Source organism: Microbacterium sp. LWH11-1.2, from assembly GCF_038397745.1.
GTDB lineage: Bacteria > Actinomycetota > Actinomycetes > Actinomycetales > Microbacteriaceae > Microbacterium.
Genome location: NZ_CP151636.1, coordinates 3,376,594 through 3,391,683 on the forward strand (window position 1 = coordinate 3,376,594; position 15,090 = coordinate 3,391,683).

Here is a 15,090-nt window from a genome sequence, read left to right on the forward strand (position 1 = left end):
CCGCCGGCGCTTCCGGCGTCATGCGATCTGCACGGTCCAGATGACCTGCATGCGCCAGAGCATGATCGCGATGGCCAGGGCGGCCACACCGAGGATCACCGTGCTCCACCTGCTGCGCTCCATCAGCGCCCACAGCACCGCCCCGACCGGCAGCAGCACCGCCGAGACCAGGTACACCCAGTACTCGAGCAGGTCGCCGGTGGGCGGATTGCCGGCCAACGGTGCGACGATCGCCGCGATCACCTGCACCACCAGGAGCAGCTCCACGAGCGCGAGGGCGCCGACGCTGACGTCGCTCGGTCGGCGTCCGGCGAGTCCGGCGACGATGCAGAAGGCGCCGGCGGCGACGGCCACGACGATCTGGGCGACGGTCAGCCACAGGATCATCGCGCGACCTCCGGCATGTTCATGGCGCTCTTCAGGTCGGCGCCCCGTCGTTCGACGATACCCACCAGCGTGCCGTCCTCGTCGATCGCGGCGGCGAGAGCGCCGTCGAGGCGCGCGGCCTGATCGGCGAGCCTCTTGCCGTGCCGGAGGTCGCGCGCCTCGTCCGTCGATACCGTCAGAGGCTGGAGGATGCGCGCGGCGGCCTGGGCGGGCGTCAGCGTCGTCGCGTCGGCGAGGTCGTCGAGCACGACGGCATCCGACACCGCGAACGGACCCACCCGTGTGCGGCGCAGCGACGTGAGGTGACCGCCCACGCCGAGCGCCGCGCCGAGGTCGCGCGCGAGCGCGCGGATGTAGGTGCCGGACGAGCAGTCGACGACCACGTCGAGGTCGAGGACGCCGTCCCCCTGACGTCTTGAGAGCACGTCGAACCGCGAGACGGTGACATCGCGTGCGGCGAGCACGACGTCCTCCCCCGCGCGCACACGGTCGTAGGCGCGGCGTCCGTCGACCTTGATCGCCGACACGGCGCTGGGGACCTGCGAGATCTCCCCGGTCAGCGCCGCGACGCCGGCGTGGATGGCGGTCTCGGTCACGGCATCCCATGCCTCCGGATCGGCCACCCCGACGATCTCGCCGTCGGCGTCGTCGGTGCCGGTCGTCTGCCCCAGACGGATCGTCGCCTCGTAGGTCTTGTCTGCGCCGACGACGTAGGTGAGCAGACGCGTCGCGCCCTCGATGCCGATCACCAGCAGTCCGGTGGCCATCGGATCGAGTGTGCCGGCGTGCCCCACCTTCCGCGTACCGAACGCGCGGCGCGTGCGGGCGACGACGTCATGACTGGTCAGCCCTGCGGGCTTGTCGACGAGGAGGATGCCGGGCGAGACCATCCCCCCAGCCTACGATGCGGGCCGCGTGCCGCCGTCACCCGACGATCAGCCGCACACCTCGTATGAGGGCGCGTCCCGCGACGTGACCGTCACGCTGCTCGCCTGGTCCTCGCCGTCTCGGAACTGGAAGAAGACGTGCCCGTCGGCATCACCGGGAAGGCGCATCCATGTGCCGCTCCCGATCTCATCCGATCCCTGCTCCGCGTCCGGGTATTCCGTGAGCACCTCCGCGGTCGACGCGCCGACGCCCAGTCCCTCCGCGGTCCGAGGACCCTGGACGCTGCCGAGGTCCTCCGCGGCCGAGTACACCGACACCTCGCTGACGGGCGCCGTGTCGGATTCGGTGCCGCGCACGAAGTACGCACCGTACGACGAGTCCGCCGCTGTCCACCACGCCGTCCACGAGCAGACGTCGTCGTTCTTCCAGGTGTCAGGGAGCATTCCGAGCACGGCGGCGAAGTCGCCGCCCAGCTCCGCGGGCCCGATCCCCGCCTCGCTGATGACCCAGGTCGCAGGGTCGGCGGGATCGGCCTCGGGAGTCGCGGTCGGCGTCGGCGTCGGCTCCGTCGAGGCGGTGGGTCCGGCCGAAGGCTCCTCCGCGGTCGAAGGCGCGCATCCGGTCAGGATGCCGAGGACGGCGGCCGCCGCGACCGCGGAGAAGACCCGTCGCATGTCGTTCGTTCGCATCGCCGCTCTCCGGTTCTCGAGCACGCGTCGCGCTCGCCTAGGCTGTCGTCGTGCCCGTGACCCCCTCACACCCTCTCGAGGAGATCGTCCGGCCGGTGCTCCGATGGTATCGACTCGGTGCCCGTGATCTCCCCTGGCGCCGTGCGGCGTTTCATGAGGAGTTCGGCGCATGGGGCGTGCTGGTGAGCGAGTTCATGCTGCAGCAGACTCCGGTCGCCCGCGTGATCCCGCACCTCGAGGCGTGGCTGGCGCGCTGGCCCACGCCTCCGGCGATGGCCGAGGCCTCCGCGGCGGACGTCGTGCAGCAGTGGGCCAACCTCGGGTACCCGCGCCGCGCACTGTGGCTGCATCGCGCCGCCGTCGAGGTGACAGCGCGCCACGGCGGCGTCGTCCCGCGCGACGTCGACGCGCTCCTCGCACTCTCCGGCATCGGCGACTACACAGCCAGTGCGGTCGCCGTCTTCGCATACGGAGACCGTCATCCCGTCGTGGACACCAACACGCGCCGCGTGCTCGCCAGGGCGGTGGAGGGTCGCGCGCAGCCCGCGCCGCCCTCCCGCCGGGACCTGACGCTGATGGAGTCGCTCCTGCCCTCGGACGACGTCGACGCCGCGGCCTTCAACGCCGGCGCGATGGAGCTGGGCGCGACGGTGTGCACGGCGCGATCCCCGCGCTGCGAGGTCTGTCCTCTCGCCGGCACCTGCGCCTGGCTCGCCGCGGGACGGCCCGACACCGGCGACACCCGCCGACGCCAGGCGGCGTACGAGGGTTCGGACCGGCAGGCACGTGGCGCGGTCCTGCGGCTGCTGCGCGATGCCGCGCCCGCTGCGGTGCCGCTGCACACGGTCCTGCACGACTGGCCGGATGCGCGTCAGCGCGATCGGGCAATCGACTCCCTGATCGCCGACGGGCTCGCGGAGGCGGACGGAGAATCGATCTCCCTGCCGCGCTGACAGACGGCCTCGCGACTCAGACGTGCCGATTGGTGCGGTGCGCGAGCGCCGTGAGCTCCACCCGCCGACGCACGTCGAGCTTGGCGAAGACGCGCCCCAGGTGCACCTCGACCGTCCGGACGGAGACGCTCAGGGCCGCGGCGATGTCCTTGTTCCCCGCGCCGCCCACAGCGAGCATCGCCACCTCCACCTCGCGTGCGGTCAGCAGCTGCGACCAGACGTGTCGGCACGACGACAGAGGGTCCGTGGGGACATCCGCCTCGGCCCCGTGCGGCTCGAGGCGATCGAGCCGATCCCCGACGGCCCGCGCCCAGGCGGCCGCCCCGGCGAGCTCGAAGAGATGCCGGGCGATCCGCAGATGACCTCGCGCGGCGACGACGTCATCGCGGATGGCGCACTGGACGCCGAGCATGGTCTCGACGCGCGCTCTCGCGAAGGGCGAGCGCAGGGTCCGGGCGGCGGCGTGCACCTCGTCGCGCTCGGACCGCCAGCGCGCGTCGGTCGTGGTCGCGATCCTGATCCGGAGTGCGTGCGCGAGGAAGACCTCCGGCGGCGCGACGATGCTCGGAGCATCCGAACCGATCTCCGCGGTCGCGGCGACCTCGTCGAGACCGGGCACCGAGAGCGTCGTCTGCGGTGCCCCCAGGTCGAGCCAGAGCCGCATCGACGCGGCGGCATCGTCGAACGCGCCGGCGAGGAACGACGCGATCGCCCTGTCGACCAGGACGTCGATCCTCGTCGCCGGCGGGAGCGCGGCCGTGAGGCAACGGGAGACCGGACCGATCTCGCCGCGCACCGCGAGATCCAATCGGCGTGCGAGCACGACCCCCAGGCCGGCGAACGGCATCGCGATCGGGAGCTCACGCGCGGCGAGCAGGATCCGTTCGCGAGCACGACCGATGTCGCCGCGCCACACGAGCAGCAGCACCTCGACGACCGACCGATAGGCCCGGACCACCGGGCTGAACTCGAAGCCGGCCACGAGGGGGTCCGGTTGCCCATCCATGATCGCGTCCGCTGCCAGAGTCCGCAGTCCGAGGTCGACATCCCCGTCGACGGCCGCGCGCAATGCGCTGAGCATCCGTCCGCTGAGCGGCCCGGTTCCGGTGATCTCGTCGAGGTCGCGGTCTCCGACGAGAAGCCAGCTCAGGGCGATCACCGGATCGCGGAGCTCACGCTCAGCGCCGACGCGTGCAGATCCGACACGCAGAGCATCCAGCCATCGGCGCATTCCCGGGCGGTCGCCGCGCTCCGCGCAGAGCACGGCGGCGAGGGCCGCTGCACGGGTCCACGAATACCAATCGCCGGTGTCGTCCGTGCGGGGGCGGAGGGAGCTCGGGTCCACGTCCGGCACCGCACCCTGAAGATGCGTGCGGGCGGTGATCAATCCCGCGAGCCCCTGCAGCCGGTAGCGCTCGGTGCCGTCGGGGAACAGGCTCCCCAGCCACTCCGCGGCTTCCACCGTGAACCCCGCGCCCACTGAGGCCGCGCCCGCGACGAGCCGCGCCTCATCCCGGTCGGCGCCCTCCGCATGCTTCGTCGCCTCCCGCGCGAGGATCAGAGCACGCTCCGGATGGCCGGCTTCCGACAGCTCCCGGGCGATCCGGGTGAGTTCGGCGGCGGCGCGCGGGTCCTGCTCGAGCGAGGCCCGCGCCCGGTGCCAGTCCGCACTCACCGCATCACCCCGATTCCGGAAGACCCGGCTGAGCCGATCGTGCACGGCGCCGACGACGGCGGCGTCCGTCCTCGCCTGGACCCAGATCGCCAGACGCGTGTCCGTGAACCGCGCTCTCCCTGCCCGGACGATCAGATGCCGAGCGACCGGAGCCGCCGAGATCTCGAGCGCGGACCGCCCGTCGAACGTCAACAGCGGATCGAGTCGGTCGTCGAGCGTGACGGAGAGCGCGAGGAGGAGGTCGCGATCTCGCGCCGGGAGGAGGAGGTCGTGAAAGCGGGCGGCGATCGCCGGGACGACCGGAAGCGGCGTCGGCAGCGGGCGCAGCCCCGCCCGCTGCGCCGGCAGCAGGCGCTCCACGACCTCACGGATGGCCGGCACGTCGCCCTGCAGCTCGACGGCCAGTCGAGAGACGACGTGGGGCGCGCATCCCCACCCGCGGGAGAGCAGATCGTCGAGAAGCGCCTCGATGACCTCCGGCGTGGCCGGGAGGCCCTTCTGCGCGTTCGAACCCTCGATGCCGATCCCCCTCAGCTCGGCGGGACGCGATCCCGCAGAGGCGAGGCTAGCAACGGGGAGTCTCCGGCGGAGCGTCTCACCGACGTTGTATATCGGTCGACGTTCCTGCCGGAGCAGACCTGCAGCCGGACGAGGTCAGTCCTGCTCGTCCTCGGTGCGATAGGGGTCGGCGTCGCCGGCGTGCGATGCCGAGGAGGCGAGCTTCGCGACCTCTGCATCGCGCTCCTGCGCCTCACGCAGGAGAGCGCCGATGTGGTCGGCGTTCTCCGGGAGCGCGTCGGGGATGAACTCGAGCGTCGGCACGAGCCGCGTGCTGAGCTGTCGTCCGACCTCGCTGCGCAGCATTCCCGTGGCCGAGGTGAGCGCTGCGCCGCTGGCGATGCGCTCCTCCTCCGTGCCCAGCACCGTGTAGAACACGGAGGCATGCTGGAGGTCGCCGCTGACGCGGACGTCGGTGAGGGTGACGAAGCCGAGGCGCGGGTCGCGCAGCCCCTTCTCCAGCCGCTCGGCGAGGATCACGCGGATCCGGTCCGCCAGACGAGCCTGTCGTTCACCAGCCATTGTTCTCTCCTAAGACCTGGCGGTCGTTGAGCGAGCGAAGCGAGACGAAACGCCCTGTAGAAGACGTTTCGTCTCGTCGCTTCGCTCCTCGCTCAACGACCGCGGTGGTTTGATCAGCCGCGAGGCTTCTCGACGAGCTCGGTCGTCTCGATCTCGTCACCGATCTGGATGTCGTTGAACTTGCCGAGACCGATACCGGCCTCGTAGTCCGTGCGAACCTCGGTGACGTCGTCCTTGAAGCGGCGCAGCGACTCGATGGCGAGGCCATCGGCCACCACGACACCGTCGCGGATGACACGTGCCTTGGCGTTTCGCGTGATCGTTCCCGACCGCACGATGACACCGGCGATGTTGCCGAACTTCGACGAGCGGAAGACCTCGCGGATCTCGGCGACGCCCGACTGGACCTCTTCGAACTCCGGCTTGAGCATGCCCTTGAGCGAGCTCTCGATCTCATCGATGGCGTTGTAGATCACCGAGTAGAACCGGATGTCGACGCCCTCGCGCTGAGCGCGCTCACGCGCCTTCGTGTCGGGACGCACGTTGAAGCCCACGATGATCGCGTTGTCGATCGTCGCGAGGTTCACGTCGGACTCGGTGATCGCACCGACTCCGCGGTGGATGATGCGCAGCTGCACCGAGTCGTCGACCTCGATCTTGAGGAGCGACTCCTCGAGCGCCTCGACAGCACCCGACACGTCGCCCTTGATGATGAGGTTGAGCGACTCGACCTTGCCCTCTTCGAGTGCACGGGTGAAGTCCTCGAGCGAGATGCGCTTGCGGGCCTTGGCCAGCTGAGCGTTGCGCTCGACCGCTTCACGCTTCTCAGCGATCTGACGGGCCATGCGGTCCTCGTCGGTGACGATGAACACGTCGCCGGCGCGCGGCACGGAGTTCAGACCCTGCACCTGCACGGGACGCGACGGGTAGGCCTCGAGGACCTGCTCGCCGTTCTCGTCGGCCATCGCACGCACGCGTCCGTAGGCCGTACCCGCGACGATCGCGTCGCCGACCCGGAGCGTTCCGGACTGGATGAGCACCGTGGCGACCGAACCGCGACCCTTGTCGAGCTTCGCCTCGATGGCGACACCGCGAGCGGCCTTGTTCGGGTTGGCCGTCAGGTCGAGACCGGCGTCGGCGGTGAGCAGCACCGCATCCAGGAGGTCCTGGATGCCGGTGTTGGCTCGCGCCGAGACGTCGACGAACATGACGTCGCCACCGAACTCCTCCGCGACCAGACCGTACTCGGTGAGCTGCTGGCGCACCTTGGACGGGTTGGCGTCGGGCTTGTCGACCTTGTTCACGGCGACCACGATCGGCACGTTCGCCGCCTGGGCGTGGTTCAGGGCCTCCACCGTCTGCGGCATGATGCCGTCGTCGGCCGCGACCACGAGGATCGCGAGGTCCGTGACCTGCGCACCACGGGCACGCATGGCGGTGAACGCCTCGTGACCGGGGGTGTCGATGAACGTGATGGCACGCTCGATGCCCTCGTGCTCCGTCCACACCTGGTAGGCACCGATGTGCTGGGTGATGCCTCCGGCCTCACCCTCGATGACGTTGGTCTGGCGGATCGCGTCGAGAAGGCGCGTCTTACCGTGGTCGACGTGACCCATGACGGTGACGACCGGCGGACGGATCTCGAGGTCGTCCTCGCTCTCCTCCTCCAGCTCCTGCTCGAGGTTGAGACCGAAGCCCTCGAGGAGCTCCTTGTCCTCGTCCTCGGGCGAGACCATCTGGATCTTGTAGCCGAGCTCGGCACCCAGGACCTCGAAGGTCGCCTCGTCCAGCGACTCGGTGGCCGTGGCCATCTCGCCGAGGTTGAAGAGGATGGTGACGAGGGTTCCCGGCTGCACGGTGTAGCCGGTCAGCGTCTCGATCTTGTCGGCGAAGTCCGCGATGGATGCACCGCGACGCATGCGGATGATCTCCCCGTTGCCACGGGTGACGTTGACGCCACCGACGACCGGGGCGCTCCGCATCTCGAATTCCTGCCGCTTCGCCCGCCGCGACTTGCGCTGCTTGCTCTTGCCGCCACCCTTGCCGAAGGCACCGGCGGTACCACCGCCGGGACCGCGGCCACGGCCGCCGCCACCACCGGGACGACCGGCGAAACCGCCACCGGGACGTGCACCGGGGCCGCCTGCACCACCGGGTCCACCGGCGCCGCCGGGACGACCGGGGCCGCCGGGACGCTGCTGGAACGGTGCGCCGCCGGGACGACCGCCACCACCGGGGCGACCTGCGCCACCTGGACGCGGGGAACCGGGGCGCGGGGCGCCCGGACGCGGAGCGCCGGGGCGAGGCGCCTGCGGGCGCGGGATGTTTCCGGGCGTCGGGCTCGGGCGCTGGCCCATGCCCTGCGCGGAAGCGAAGGGGTTGTTGCCCGGACGGGGACCCGCCGGACGCTGGCCCATCCCCTGCGAAGAGGAGAACGGGTTGTTGCCGGGGCGCGGGGCACCGGGCTTCGGGGCGCCGCCGTCATCGGACTTCGCCGGTGCCGGCTCGGCCGCCGGAGCGGGGGTCTCCGCAGCGGGAGCAGGTGCTTCCGGAGCGGGGGCCGCCGGAGCGGGAGCCTCGGGGGCGGGCTTCGGGCCGGGCTTGGGGCCCGGGGTCGGAGCCTGCTTGGCGGCGGGCTTCGCTGCGGGCTTGGCCGCAGGCGCGGCATCCGCACCGGCCTTGAGCGAGCCGTCGGCCTCGATCGCCGCACGCAGCTTGCGCGCCACCGGCGGTTCGATGGTCGAGGACGGGCTCTTCACGAACTCGCCGAGTTCCTTGAGCTTTGCAAGAGCGACCTTGCTGTCGACGCCGAGTTCGGCGGCGATCTCATGTACGCGTGGTTTACCAGCCACAATTCTCCTGTCTGAGTCGGTCCACCCAGACAGGGCAGACCACTAGTCGCGGACGGGTCTCATTTCGAGCCGTTCACTTTGTTTCCATAGCTGTTCAGCCTTTGTTTCTTGGTGGGTGCTGTTCGAAGTTCCGCGTGTCCAGCTGAGTGGACACGCGCAGTGCTCGTCCGAATGCGCGACGCCGCAGAGCGGCATCCATGCATTCCTGTGTCGGATGCAGCCACGCGCCTCTCCCCGGCAGAACGGCACGCTCGTCGATGACGAGCACGTTGTTCTGGGACACCACTCTGAGAAGAGAGGAGCGGGGAGCACGCGTGCGACAACCGACGCACGTTCGTACGGGTTCCATCTTACACCTGCGTTCCCTCGACCCTCTCCCCGCGTGGTGCGAGTCGGGGCGAGATCCGGTCAGTCGTCGAGGACGCTGTCGGGCTGGATGTCGATCTTGGCTCCGGTGAGCTTGGCGGCCAGGCGGGCGTTCTGCCCCTCCTTGCCGATCGCGAGCGACAGCTGGTAGTCGGGCACCAGGGCGCGCACGGCCTTGGTGCCGGCGTCGAGCACGAAGGCGCTCGTCACCTTGGCAGGCGACAGGGCGTGCGCCACGAAGGTCGCCAGGTCCGGGTCGTGATCGACGATGTCGATCTTCTCCCCCGCGAGCTCCTCGGTCACCGCGCGGACGCGGCGCCCCATCTCGCCGATGCAGGCACCCTTCGCGTTGATCGACGGATCGTTGGCCTTCACCGCGATCTTGGTCCGGTGCCCGGCCTCGCGGGCGAGCGAGACGATCTCCACGAGACCGGCCGCGATCTCGGGCACCTCCAGCGCGAAGAGCTTGCGCACGAGGCCGGGGTGGGTGCGCGACACCGTGATCTGCGGACCCTTCAGCCCCTTCGCGACGCTGGTCACGTACACGCGCAGGCGGGATCCGTGGGTGTACTCCTCGCCCGGAACCTGCTCCTCGGGAGGCAGGATGGCCTCGACGGAGCCGAGATCGACGTGGATCATCCGCGGGTTCGGTCCCTGCTGGATGACGCCGGCGACGATGTCGCCTTCCTTGTCCTTGAAGTCGCCCAGCACGACGTCGTCCGCGATGTCGCGGAGGCGCTGGCTGATGACCTGCTTGGCGGCGAACGCGGCGATGCGGCCGAAGTCGTCGGGCGTCGCGTCCTCCTCGCCGATGATGGCGCCCTCTTCGTCCTTGACGACCTGCAGCACGGCGACGTGGCCGGACTTGCGGTCGAGCTCGACGCGGACGCCCTCGGGCGTAGCACCGTCAGCGGCGACGTGCTTGGAGTACGCGGTCAGGATCGCCTGCTCGATGATCGAGACGAGCTCCTCGAAGGGGATCGCCTTCTCCTTCTCGATGCCTCGCAGCAGACTCAGTTCGATGTCCATGACGGCCTCCCTATTCAGCTCTCGTCGCGCCTGATCGCACGCGCGACATCCGTACCACGATACCCTGTGCCCACCGCCTGTTGCCACGGCGGCAGCCGCGCCGCCGCGGCGAAGACGCCGCAGGAGGACCACGTGAACTCGTTCGACACCATCGTGATCGGCGCCGGGATGTCGGGCGTCACGGCTGCGCGGATGCTGACGGACGCCGGCCAGCGCGTCGTGGTGCTCGAGGGGCGCGACCGCATCGGCGGACGGATGAACTCGGACCGGCAGGCCGGGTTCCCCGTCGACCTCGGGGCTTCATGGATCCACGGGATCGACGGCTCGGCGCTCTGGCGACTCGCTCAGGCCCTCGATATACCGACGCTGGAGTACACGGTGGGCAGCTTCCAGGTCGGCGGGCGCCCGATCGAGAACTTCGACGGCGACGGCAGACCGATGGATGCCGATGCCACCGCACGATGGATCGCGGATGTCGACGAGGCGGACCGTCTCCTCGTCGAGGAGATCGCGGCGTCCTCGCCCGGCGACACGTATCTGGACGTCACCGAGCGCGCACTCGACCGCTCCGGGCTCGCACCCGAGCGCATCGACGAGATCCGCGAGTTCTTCCGCCACCGCGTCGAGGAGCAGTGCGGCGCGTGGATCGGCGACCTCGACGCTCATGGCCTCGACGAGGACGCGATCGACGGCGACGAGGTGATCTTCCCGCGCGGCTACGACGAGCTGCCGCACCGCATCGCCGCGGGACTCGACATCCGCCTCGACCACGTCGTCACGCACGTCGCGCGGTCGGCGGCCGGAGTCGTCGTCCGCACAAGCGATGCCGAGTTCACCGCTGATCGCGCGGTCGTGACCGTGCCGCTCGGGGTGCTCAAGAGCGGCTCCCTCGTCTTCGAGCCCGCGCTTCCCGATGCCGTCGCCGGCCCCATCGACCGGCTGGGCATGGGCGTCTTCAACAAGATCTTCCTCCAGTTCCCCGAGCGGTTCTGGAACGAGGAGAGCTACGTCATCCGCGCACTCGGCGAAGCCGGTGAGCACTGGCACTCCTGGTACGACGTCTCGGCGGTGAGCGGCATCCCGACCCTGCTCACGTTCGCCGCGGGGCCGTTCGGTCGGCACATGCAGGAGCTCCCGGACGACGAGGTCGTGGCCGACGTGGTCCGTGCGCTGCGGGTCCTCTACGGCGATGCGGTCGGAGAGCCCGTGGCGCACTGGATCACGCACTGGGGTGAGGACCGCTTCTCCGTCGGCTCATACTCCCACCTCGCCCTCGGCTCCTCGCATCACGATCACGACGAGCTCGCCGGTCCCATGGACGACGTGCTGCACTTCGCCGGCGAGGCGACCTGGGGCGATGAGCCCGCGACCGTCGGAGCGGCGTACTACTCGGGGCACCGGGCTGCGGAGCGCATCCTCGGCCGGTCGGTGGATCTCGACGCCTTCGCCGCGGGCATCACTGCGCGCGAGCAGACGGAAGATCGTTGATCGCCCGGATGAGCCGGAACAGGTTCCCGACCTGACGCTGGTCCAGGTGCAGGATCAGTCGCGGCAGGTGCAGCACGTCGTCGTCGGCGACCTCGGCCCGCCGGGGCGCCGCTCGTTCGATCCGCCCGGACGAGAGCATCAGCGCGAACTGCTCGTTCAGCGACTCGATCTCGGCATCCGTCGGCTCGTTCCGCAGACGCAGGACGAGCGAGTCGCCGATCCAGCGGAGCGAATCGTAGTTCCGCCAGAAGCCGGCGATCTCGGCGCGCGCCTTGTCCGCGGAGTCGGTGACGACGACCCGGTCGAAGTCTCCGGGTGAGATGACGCCCATCGGCTCGAGGGTGTCGTCGATGTAGCGCTGCAGGCCCTGCCAGAACGTGCCGCCGGGCTGATCGAGGAGCACGATGGGCGTCGGCTCCGCCTTGCCGGTCTGCTGGAGCGTGAGGAGCTCGAACATCTCGTCGAGCGTCCCGAAACCTCCGGGCAGGCAGATGAACCCGGAGGATTCCTTGACCAGCATCAGCTTGCGCGTGAAGAAGTACTTCATCGCGACGACCTGACCCTGACCCGTGACGAGGCTGTTCGCCTTCTCCTCGAAGGGAAGCCGGATCGAGACGCCGAGCGAGAGTTCGGGGCCTGCCCCCTCCGCCGCGGCCTGCATGATCCCTGGACCCGCTCCGGTCACGACCATCCAGCCGTCGGTCGCGAGGGCCGCTGCGATGTCGCGAGCCTGCAGGTAGAGCGGGTCGTCCTGTCGCGTGCGCGCGGATCCGAAGACCGTGACCTTCGGCACGCCGTGGAACGGCGCGAACAGCCGGAACGCATCGCGCATCTCGGCGAGGGCTGCGGAGGCGATCTTCAGGTCCAGTCGGCCCGCATCGTCCTCACCGAGACCGATCGCCGTGCGGATCATCCGCGTCACGAGCCTGCGTTCGTCATGAACTCCCGCGTCGTCGAGGAGCGCGTCGATCTCGGCGGTCAGGGTCTCCGCCAGCGGTTCGTCCGTCATGATCCCAGCGTCGCATGTGGGAAGGAGGTGATGCATCCCGCAACGCCGCGCTCCGCGGGAGAGCGGGCGCGGCGTTCGGGCAGACACTCAGCGGGTCAGGCGCTCCACGACGTCGCCGACGGAGATCGCGTCGCGCTCCCCTGTGCTCCGGTCCCAGAGCTCGACCTGCCCATCGGCGGCGCCACGGCCGACGATGACGATCTTGGGCACGCCGACGAGTTCCGCGTCGCCGAACTTCACGCCGGGCGAGACCTTGGGTCGATCGTCGTACAGCACGTCGAGTCCGACGCTCTCCAGCTGCGCCGAGAGCTCTTCAGCGACGTCGAAGGCGACCTGGTCGCGACCCGCGGCCACGACCTGCACGTCGAACGGCGCGACGGATGCCGGCCAGATCAGGCCCTTGTCGTCGTTGTTGAGCTCGGCGATGATCGCGAGGATGCGGGTCACGCCGATGCCGTAGGAACCCATGGTGACGGTGACGAGCTTGCCGTTCTCGTTGAGGACCTTGAGCCCCAGCGCCTCGGCGTACTTGCGGCCCAGCTGGAAGACGTGCCCGATCTCCATTCCGCGCGCGAGCTCGACGGGACCGGAGCCATCGGGTGCGGGGTCTCCTGCGCGGACGTTCGCGATCTCCACGATGCCGTCTGCGAAGAAGTCCCGCCCGGCGACGACCGAGTGCGCGTGCTTCTGGTCGATGTTCGCGCCGGTGATCCAGCTGGTGCCCTCGCTGACGCGCGGGTCGACCAGATAGCGGATGCCGGTGGCCGACTCCTCGCCGAGCACCGCGCCGGTCGGCGACCAGGGGCCGATGTAGCCCTTCACGAGCAGCGGGTTGTTCTCGAAGTCGTCGGCCGTGGCCGTCGCCACCTCGGCGGGGGCGAAGGCCACTTCGGCGCGCTTCTCGTCGACCTCGCGGTCGCCGGGGATGCCGACGATGACGAGTTCGCGGGTGCCGTCGAGGTGCGTCAGCGAGAGGACGACGTTCTTGAGCGTGTCCGCAGCGGTGTACTCGCCGTCCAGGTGTGCATTGGTGTGCGCGACGAGCGTCTCGATGGTCGGGGTGTCCGGCGAGTCGAAGATGACCGGCGCCGCATCGGCGTCGAACGCGATCGCCTCGGGGACAGCCGTCGTGAAGGCCTCGACGTTCGCCGCGTAACCGCTGGCGCTGCGGACGAAGGTGTCCTCACCGACGGGCGTCGGGTGCAGGAACTCCTCGCTGCGCGAGCCGCCCATCGCGCCGGCATCCGCCTGCACGATGACGTACTCGAGCCCGAGACGCTGGAAGATGCGCTCATACGCGTCGCGCTGCGACTGGTAGCTGGCGTCGAGCCCCTCATCCGAGGCGTCGAAGGAGTAGGCGTCCTTCATCGTGAACTCGCGACCGCGGAGCAGACCTGCGCGCGGGCGCGCCTCGTCGCGATACTTGTCCTGGATCTGGTAGATCGTCAGCGGGAGATCCTTGTACGACGAGTACAGGTCCTTCACGAGCAGCGTGAAGGCCTCCTCGTGCGTGGGCGCGAGGAGGTAGTCGCCGCCCTTGCGGTCCTGGAGACGGAACAGCAGATCGCCGTACTCCTCCCAGCGACCGGTCGCCTCGTACGCCTCGCGCGGCATGAGCGCCGGGAAGTGCACCTCTTGCGCACCGGCCTCGGCCATCTCCTCGCGCACGACGGTCTCGATCTTCGCCTTGACGCGCAGACCCAGTGGCAGCCACGCGAAGATGCCGGCGGCCTGCGGACGGATGTATCCCGCCCGGATCAGCAGCTTGTGGCTCGCGACCTCTGCACCGGCAGGGTCTTCGCGAAGCGTACGGAGGAAGAATTTCGAGAGACGAGTGACCACGGCTCAAGTCTAGTGAGCCGTGGACACCCGTCTCTGCGACGACCTCAGTTGAGCGCGGGCAGTCCGGACGGGACGACTCCCCCGCCGTACAGGCTGACGGCGAGCTCCTGCAGCGCGGTGAGTGCCACGCGCTGCGGGAGCGGGCCGTAGGAGATGCGCGCGACGCCGAGCTTCTCGTAGTCCGAGGCCGCGAGAGCGCCGGGGACGCCGATCACACTGACCTTGCGATCGCCGATGCCCTCGACGAGCTGACGGGTGACGTTCGCGTCGAGGAGGCCGGGCACGAAGACCGCGGTCGCTCCCGCGTCGAGGTAGGCGCGGCCGCGCTGGATCGCATCGGCGATGCTCTCCTGAACAGGCCGGTGACCCGCGCGGACGAAAGCATCGGTGCGGGCGTTGAGCGCGAACGGGATGCCCTCGGCCTCGGCGGCCTTCACGATCGACTCGACGGCGGCGACCGACTCGTCGAACGGCTTGAGCCGGTCCTCGACGTTCGCGCCGACGATGCCGACGCCGATGGCGAGGCGGGTGGTCTCCCCCGCATCTCCGTAGCCGTCGTCGAGATCGGCGGTGACAGGGACCTGGACGGATGCCGCGATGCGCCCGACCATGTCGATCATGAGGTCGCGCGGCGTCGCACCGTCGTCGTACCCGAACGAGGCGGCGATGCCGTGTCCGGCGGTGGCGATCGCCTTCGTCTCGGGGAGGGCGGCGACGGCACGGGCGCCGACGACATCCCACACGTTCACGACGCGGAGGATCTCCGGAGCGTCATAGAGTCCGACAAGGGTCTGGGCCTTGGCTGCAGTGGTCATGACTCCACGCTAACGCG

Annotated in this window: 13 protein-coding genes; 2 read left to right on the forward strand and 11 right to left on the reverse strand. The window is 69.9% G+C overall.

The window, feature by feature from the left end; all coding sequences use genetic code 11:
* Positions 1–18: 18 nt before the first annotated feature.
* The 3 genes from MRBLWH11_RS16480 to MRBLWH11_RS16490 are packed head-to-tail and all read right to left on the reverse strand — an operon-like array spanning position 19 to position 1,964.
* The gene (locus MRBLWH11_RS16480) at positions 19–387 is read right to left on the reverse strand and encodes a hypothetical protein (RefSeq protein ID WP_341945597.1); all 369 of its coding nucleotides are present in this window, start codon (positions 385–387) and stop codon (positions 19–21) included.
* Positions 384–1,277, reverse strand: a complete 894-nt coding sequence (gene truB / locus MRBLWH11_RS16485; protein WP_116635224.1) for a tRNA pseudouridine(55) synthase TruB — start codon at positions 1,275–1,277, stop codon at positions 384–386. The genes MRBLWH11_RS16480 and truB overlap by 4 nt, the downstream gene beginning before the upstream one ends.
* Positions 1,278–1,322: 45 nt before the next feature.
* Positions 1,323–1,964 carry a hypothetical protein gene (locus MRBLWH11_RS16490; RefSeq protein ID WP_116635225.1) on the reverse strand — a complete coding sequence of 214 codons (642 nt, stop codon included), beginning with the start codon at positions 1,962–1,964 and terminating at the stop codon, positions 1,323–1,325.
* 83 nt (positions 1,965–2,047) lie between these two features.
* On the opposite strand from MRBLWH11_RS16490, the gene MRBLWH11_RS16495 reads away from it, so the two are divergent.
* Positions 2,048–2,917 carry an A/G-specific adenine glycosylase gene (locus MRBLWH11_RS16495; RefSeq protein WP_341947847.1) on the forward strand — a complete coding sequence of 290 codons (870 nt, stop codon included), beginning with the start codon at positions 2,048–2,050 and terminating at the stop codon, positions 2,915–2,917.
* Between the two features lie 16 nt (positions 2,918–2,933).
* Here the strand turns inward: MRBLWH11_RS16495 and MRBLWH11_RS16500 are convergent, their stop codons facing one another.
* The 5 genes from MRBLWH11_RS16500 to nusA all read right to left on the reverse strand — a co-directional run bounded on the left by MRBLWH11_RS16500 (position 2,934) and on the right by nusA (position 9,919).
* Positions 2,934–4,973, reverse strand: coding sequence for a helix-turn-helix transcriptional regulator (locus tag MRBLWH11_RS16500; RefSeq protein WP_341945598.1), 2,040 nt, complete (start codon positions 4,971–4,973; stop codon positions 2,934–2,936).
* 273 nt (positions 4,974–5,246) lie between these two features.
* Positions 5,247–5,672 carry a 30S ribosome-binding factor RbfA gene (rbfA, locus tag MRBLWH11_RS16505; RefSeq protein WP_116635227.1) on the reverse strand — a complete coding sequence of 142 codons (426 nt, stop codon included), beginning with the start codon at positions 5,670–5,672 and terminating at the stop codon, positions 5,247–5,249.
* Positions 5,673–5,785: 113 nt separating this feature from the next.
* Entirely contained in the window at positions 5,786–8,524 is a 2,739-nt protein-coding gene (gene infB / locus MRBLWH11_RS16510) for a translation initiation factor IF-2 (RefSeq protein WP_341945599.1), read from the reverse strand.
* Between the two features lie 94 nt (positions 8,525–8,618).
* Positions 8,619–8,873: a YlxR family protein gene (locus MRBLWH11_RS16515; protein WP_341945600.1), complete on the reverse strand. Its 255-nt coding sequence runs from the start codon at positions 8,871–8,873 to the stop codon at positions 8,619–8,621.
* A gap of 59 nt (positions 8,874–8,932) precedes the next feature.
* Positions 8,933–9,919: a transcription termination factor NusA gene (gene nusA / locus MRBLWH11_RS16520; protein ID WP_116635230.1), complete on the reverse strand. Its 987-nt coding sequence runs from the start codon at positions 9,917–9,919 to the stop codon at positions 8,933–8,935.
* Between the two features lie 66 nt (positions 9,920–9,985).
* Here nusA and MRBLWH11_RS16525 point away from each other — a divergent pair, with 66 nt between their 5' ends.
* Positions 9,986–11,407 (forward strand): NAD(P)/FAD-dependent oxidoreductase, encoded by a 1,422-nt coding sequence (locus tag MRBLWH11_RS16525; protein ID WP_341945601.1) that lies wholly within the window; start codon positions 9,986–9,988, stop codon positions 11,405–11,407.
* On the opposite strand, the gene MRBLWH11_RS16530 is transcribed toward MRBLWH11_RS16525, so the two are convergent.
* From MRBLWH11_RS16530 to MRBLWH11_RS16540, 3 genes are all read right to left on the reverse strand, one after another.
* The gene (locus MRBLWH11_RS16530) at positions 11,376–12,416 is read right to left on the reverse strand and encodes a TIGR00730 family Rossman fold protein (protein WP_116635232.1); all 1,041 of its coding nucleotides are present in this window, start codon (positions 12,414–12,416) and stop codon (positions 11,376–11,378) included. The two genes, MRBLWH11_RS16525 and MRBLWH11_RS16530, sit on opposite strands and share 32 nt — an antisense overlap.
* Positions 12,417–12,503: 87 nt before the next feature.
* The gene (locus MRBLWH11_RS16535; protein ID WP_341945602.1) at positions 12,504–14,258 is read right to left on the reverse strand and encodes a proline--tRNA ligase; all 1,755 of its coding nucleotides are present in this window, start codon (positions 14,256–14,258) and stop codon (positions 12,504–12,506) included.
* 44 nt (positions 14,259–14,302) lie between these two features.
* Positions 14,303–15,073, reverse strand: a complete 771-nt coding sequence (locus MRBLWH11_RS16540; protein ID WP_341945603.1) for an isocitrate lyase/phosphoenolpyruvate mutase family protein — start codon at positions 15,071–15,073, stop codon at positions 14,303–14,305.
* Positions 15,074–15,090: the final 17 nt, after the last annotated feature.

What these genes read in the sequence shown, in the direction of transcription:
- MRBLWH11_RS16480 (WP_341945597.1), bottom strand. Translation starts at nt 387, where the DNA reads ATGATCCTGTGGCTGACCGTCGCCCAGATCGTCGTGGCCGTCGCCGCC.
- truB (WP_116635224.1), bottom strand. Translation starts at nt 1,277, where the DNA reads ATGGTCTCGCCCGGCATCCTCCTCGTCGACAAGCCCGCAGGGCTGACC.
- MRBLWH11_RS16490 (WP_116635225.1), bottom strand. Translation starts at nt 1,964, where the DNA reads ATGCGAACGAACGACATGCGACGGGTCTTCTCCGCGGTCGCGGCGGCC.
- rbfA (WP_116635227.1), bottom strand. Translation starts at nt 5,672, where the DNA reads ATGGCTGGTGAACGACAGGCTCGTCTGGCGGACCGGATCCGCGTGATC.
- MRBLWH11_RS16515 (WP_341945600.1), bottom strand. Translation starts at nt 8,873, where the DNA reads ATGGAACCCGTACGAACGTGCGTCGGTTGTCGCACGCGTGCTCCCCGC.
- nusA (WP_116635230.1), bottom strand. Translation starts at nt 9,919, where the DNA reads ATGGACATCGAACTGAGTCTGCTGCGAGGCATCGAGAAGGAGAAGGCG.
- MRBLWH11_RS16530 (WP_116635232.1), bottom strand. Translation starts at nt 12,416, where the DNA reads ATGACGGACGAACCGCTGGCGGAGACCCTGACCGCCGAGATCGACGCG.
- MRBLWH11_RS16540 (WP_341945603.1), bottom strand. Translation starts at nt 15,073, where the DNA reads ATGACCACTGCAGCCAAGGCCCAGACCCTTGTCGGACTCTATGACGCT.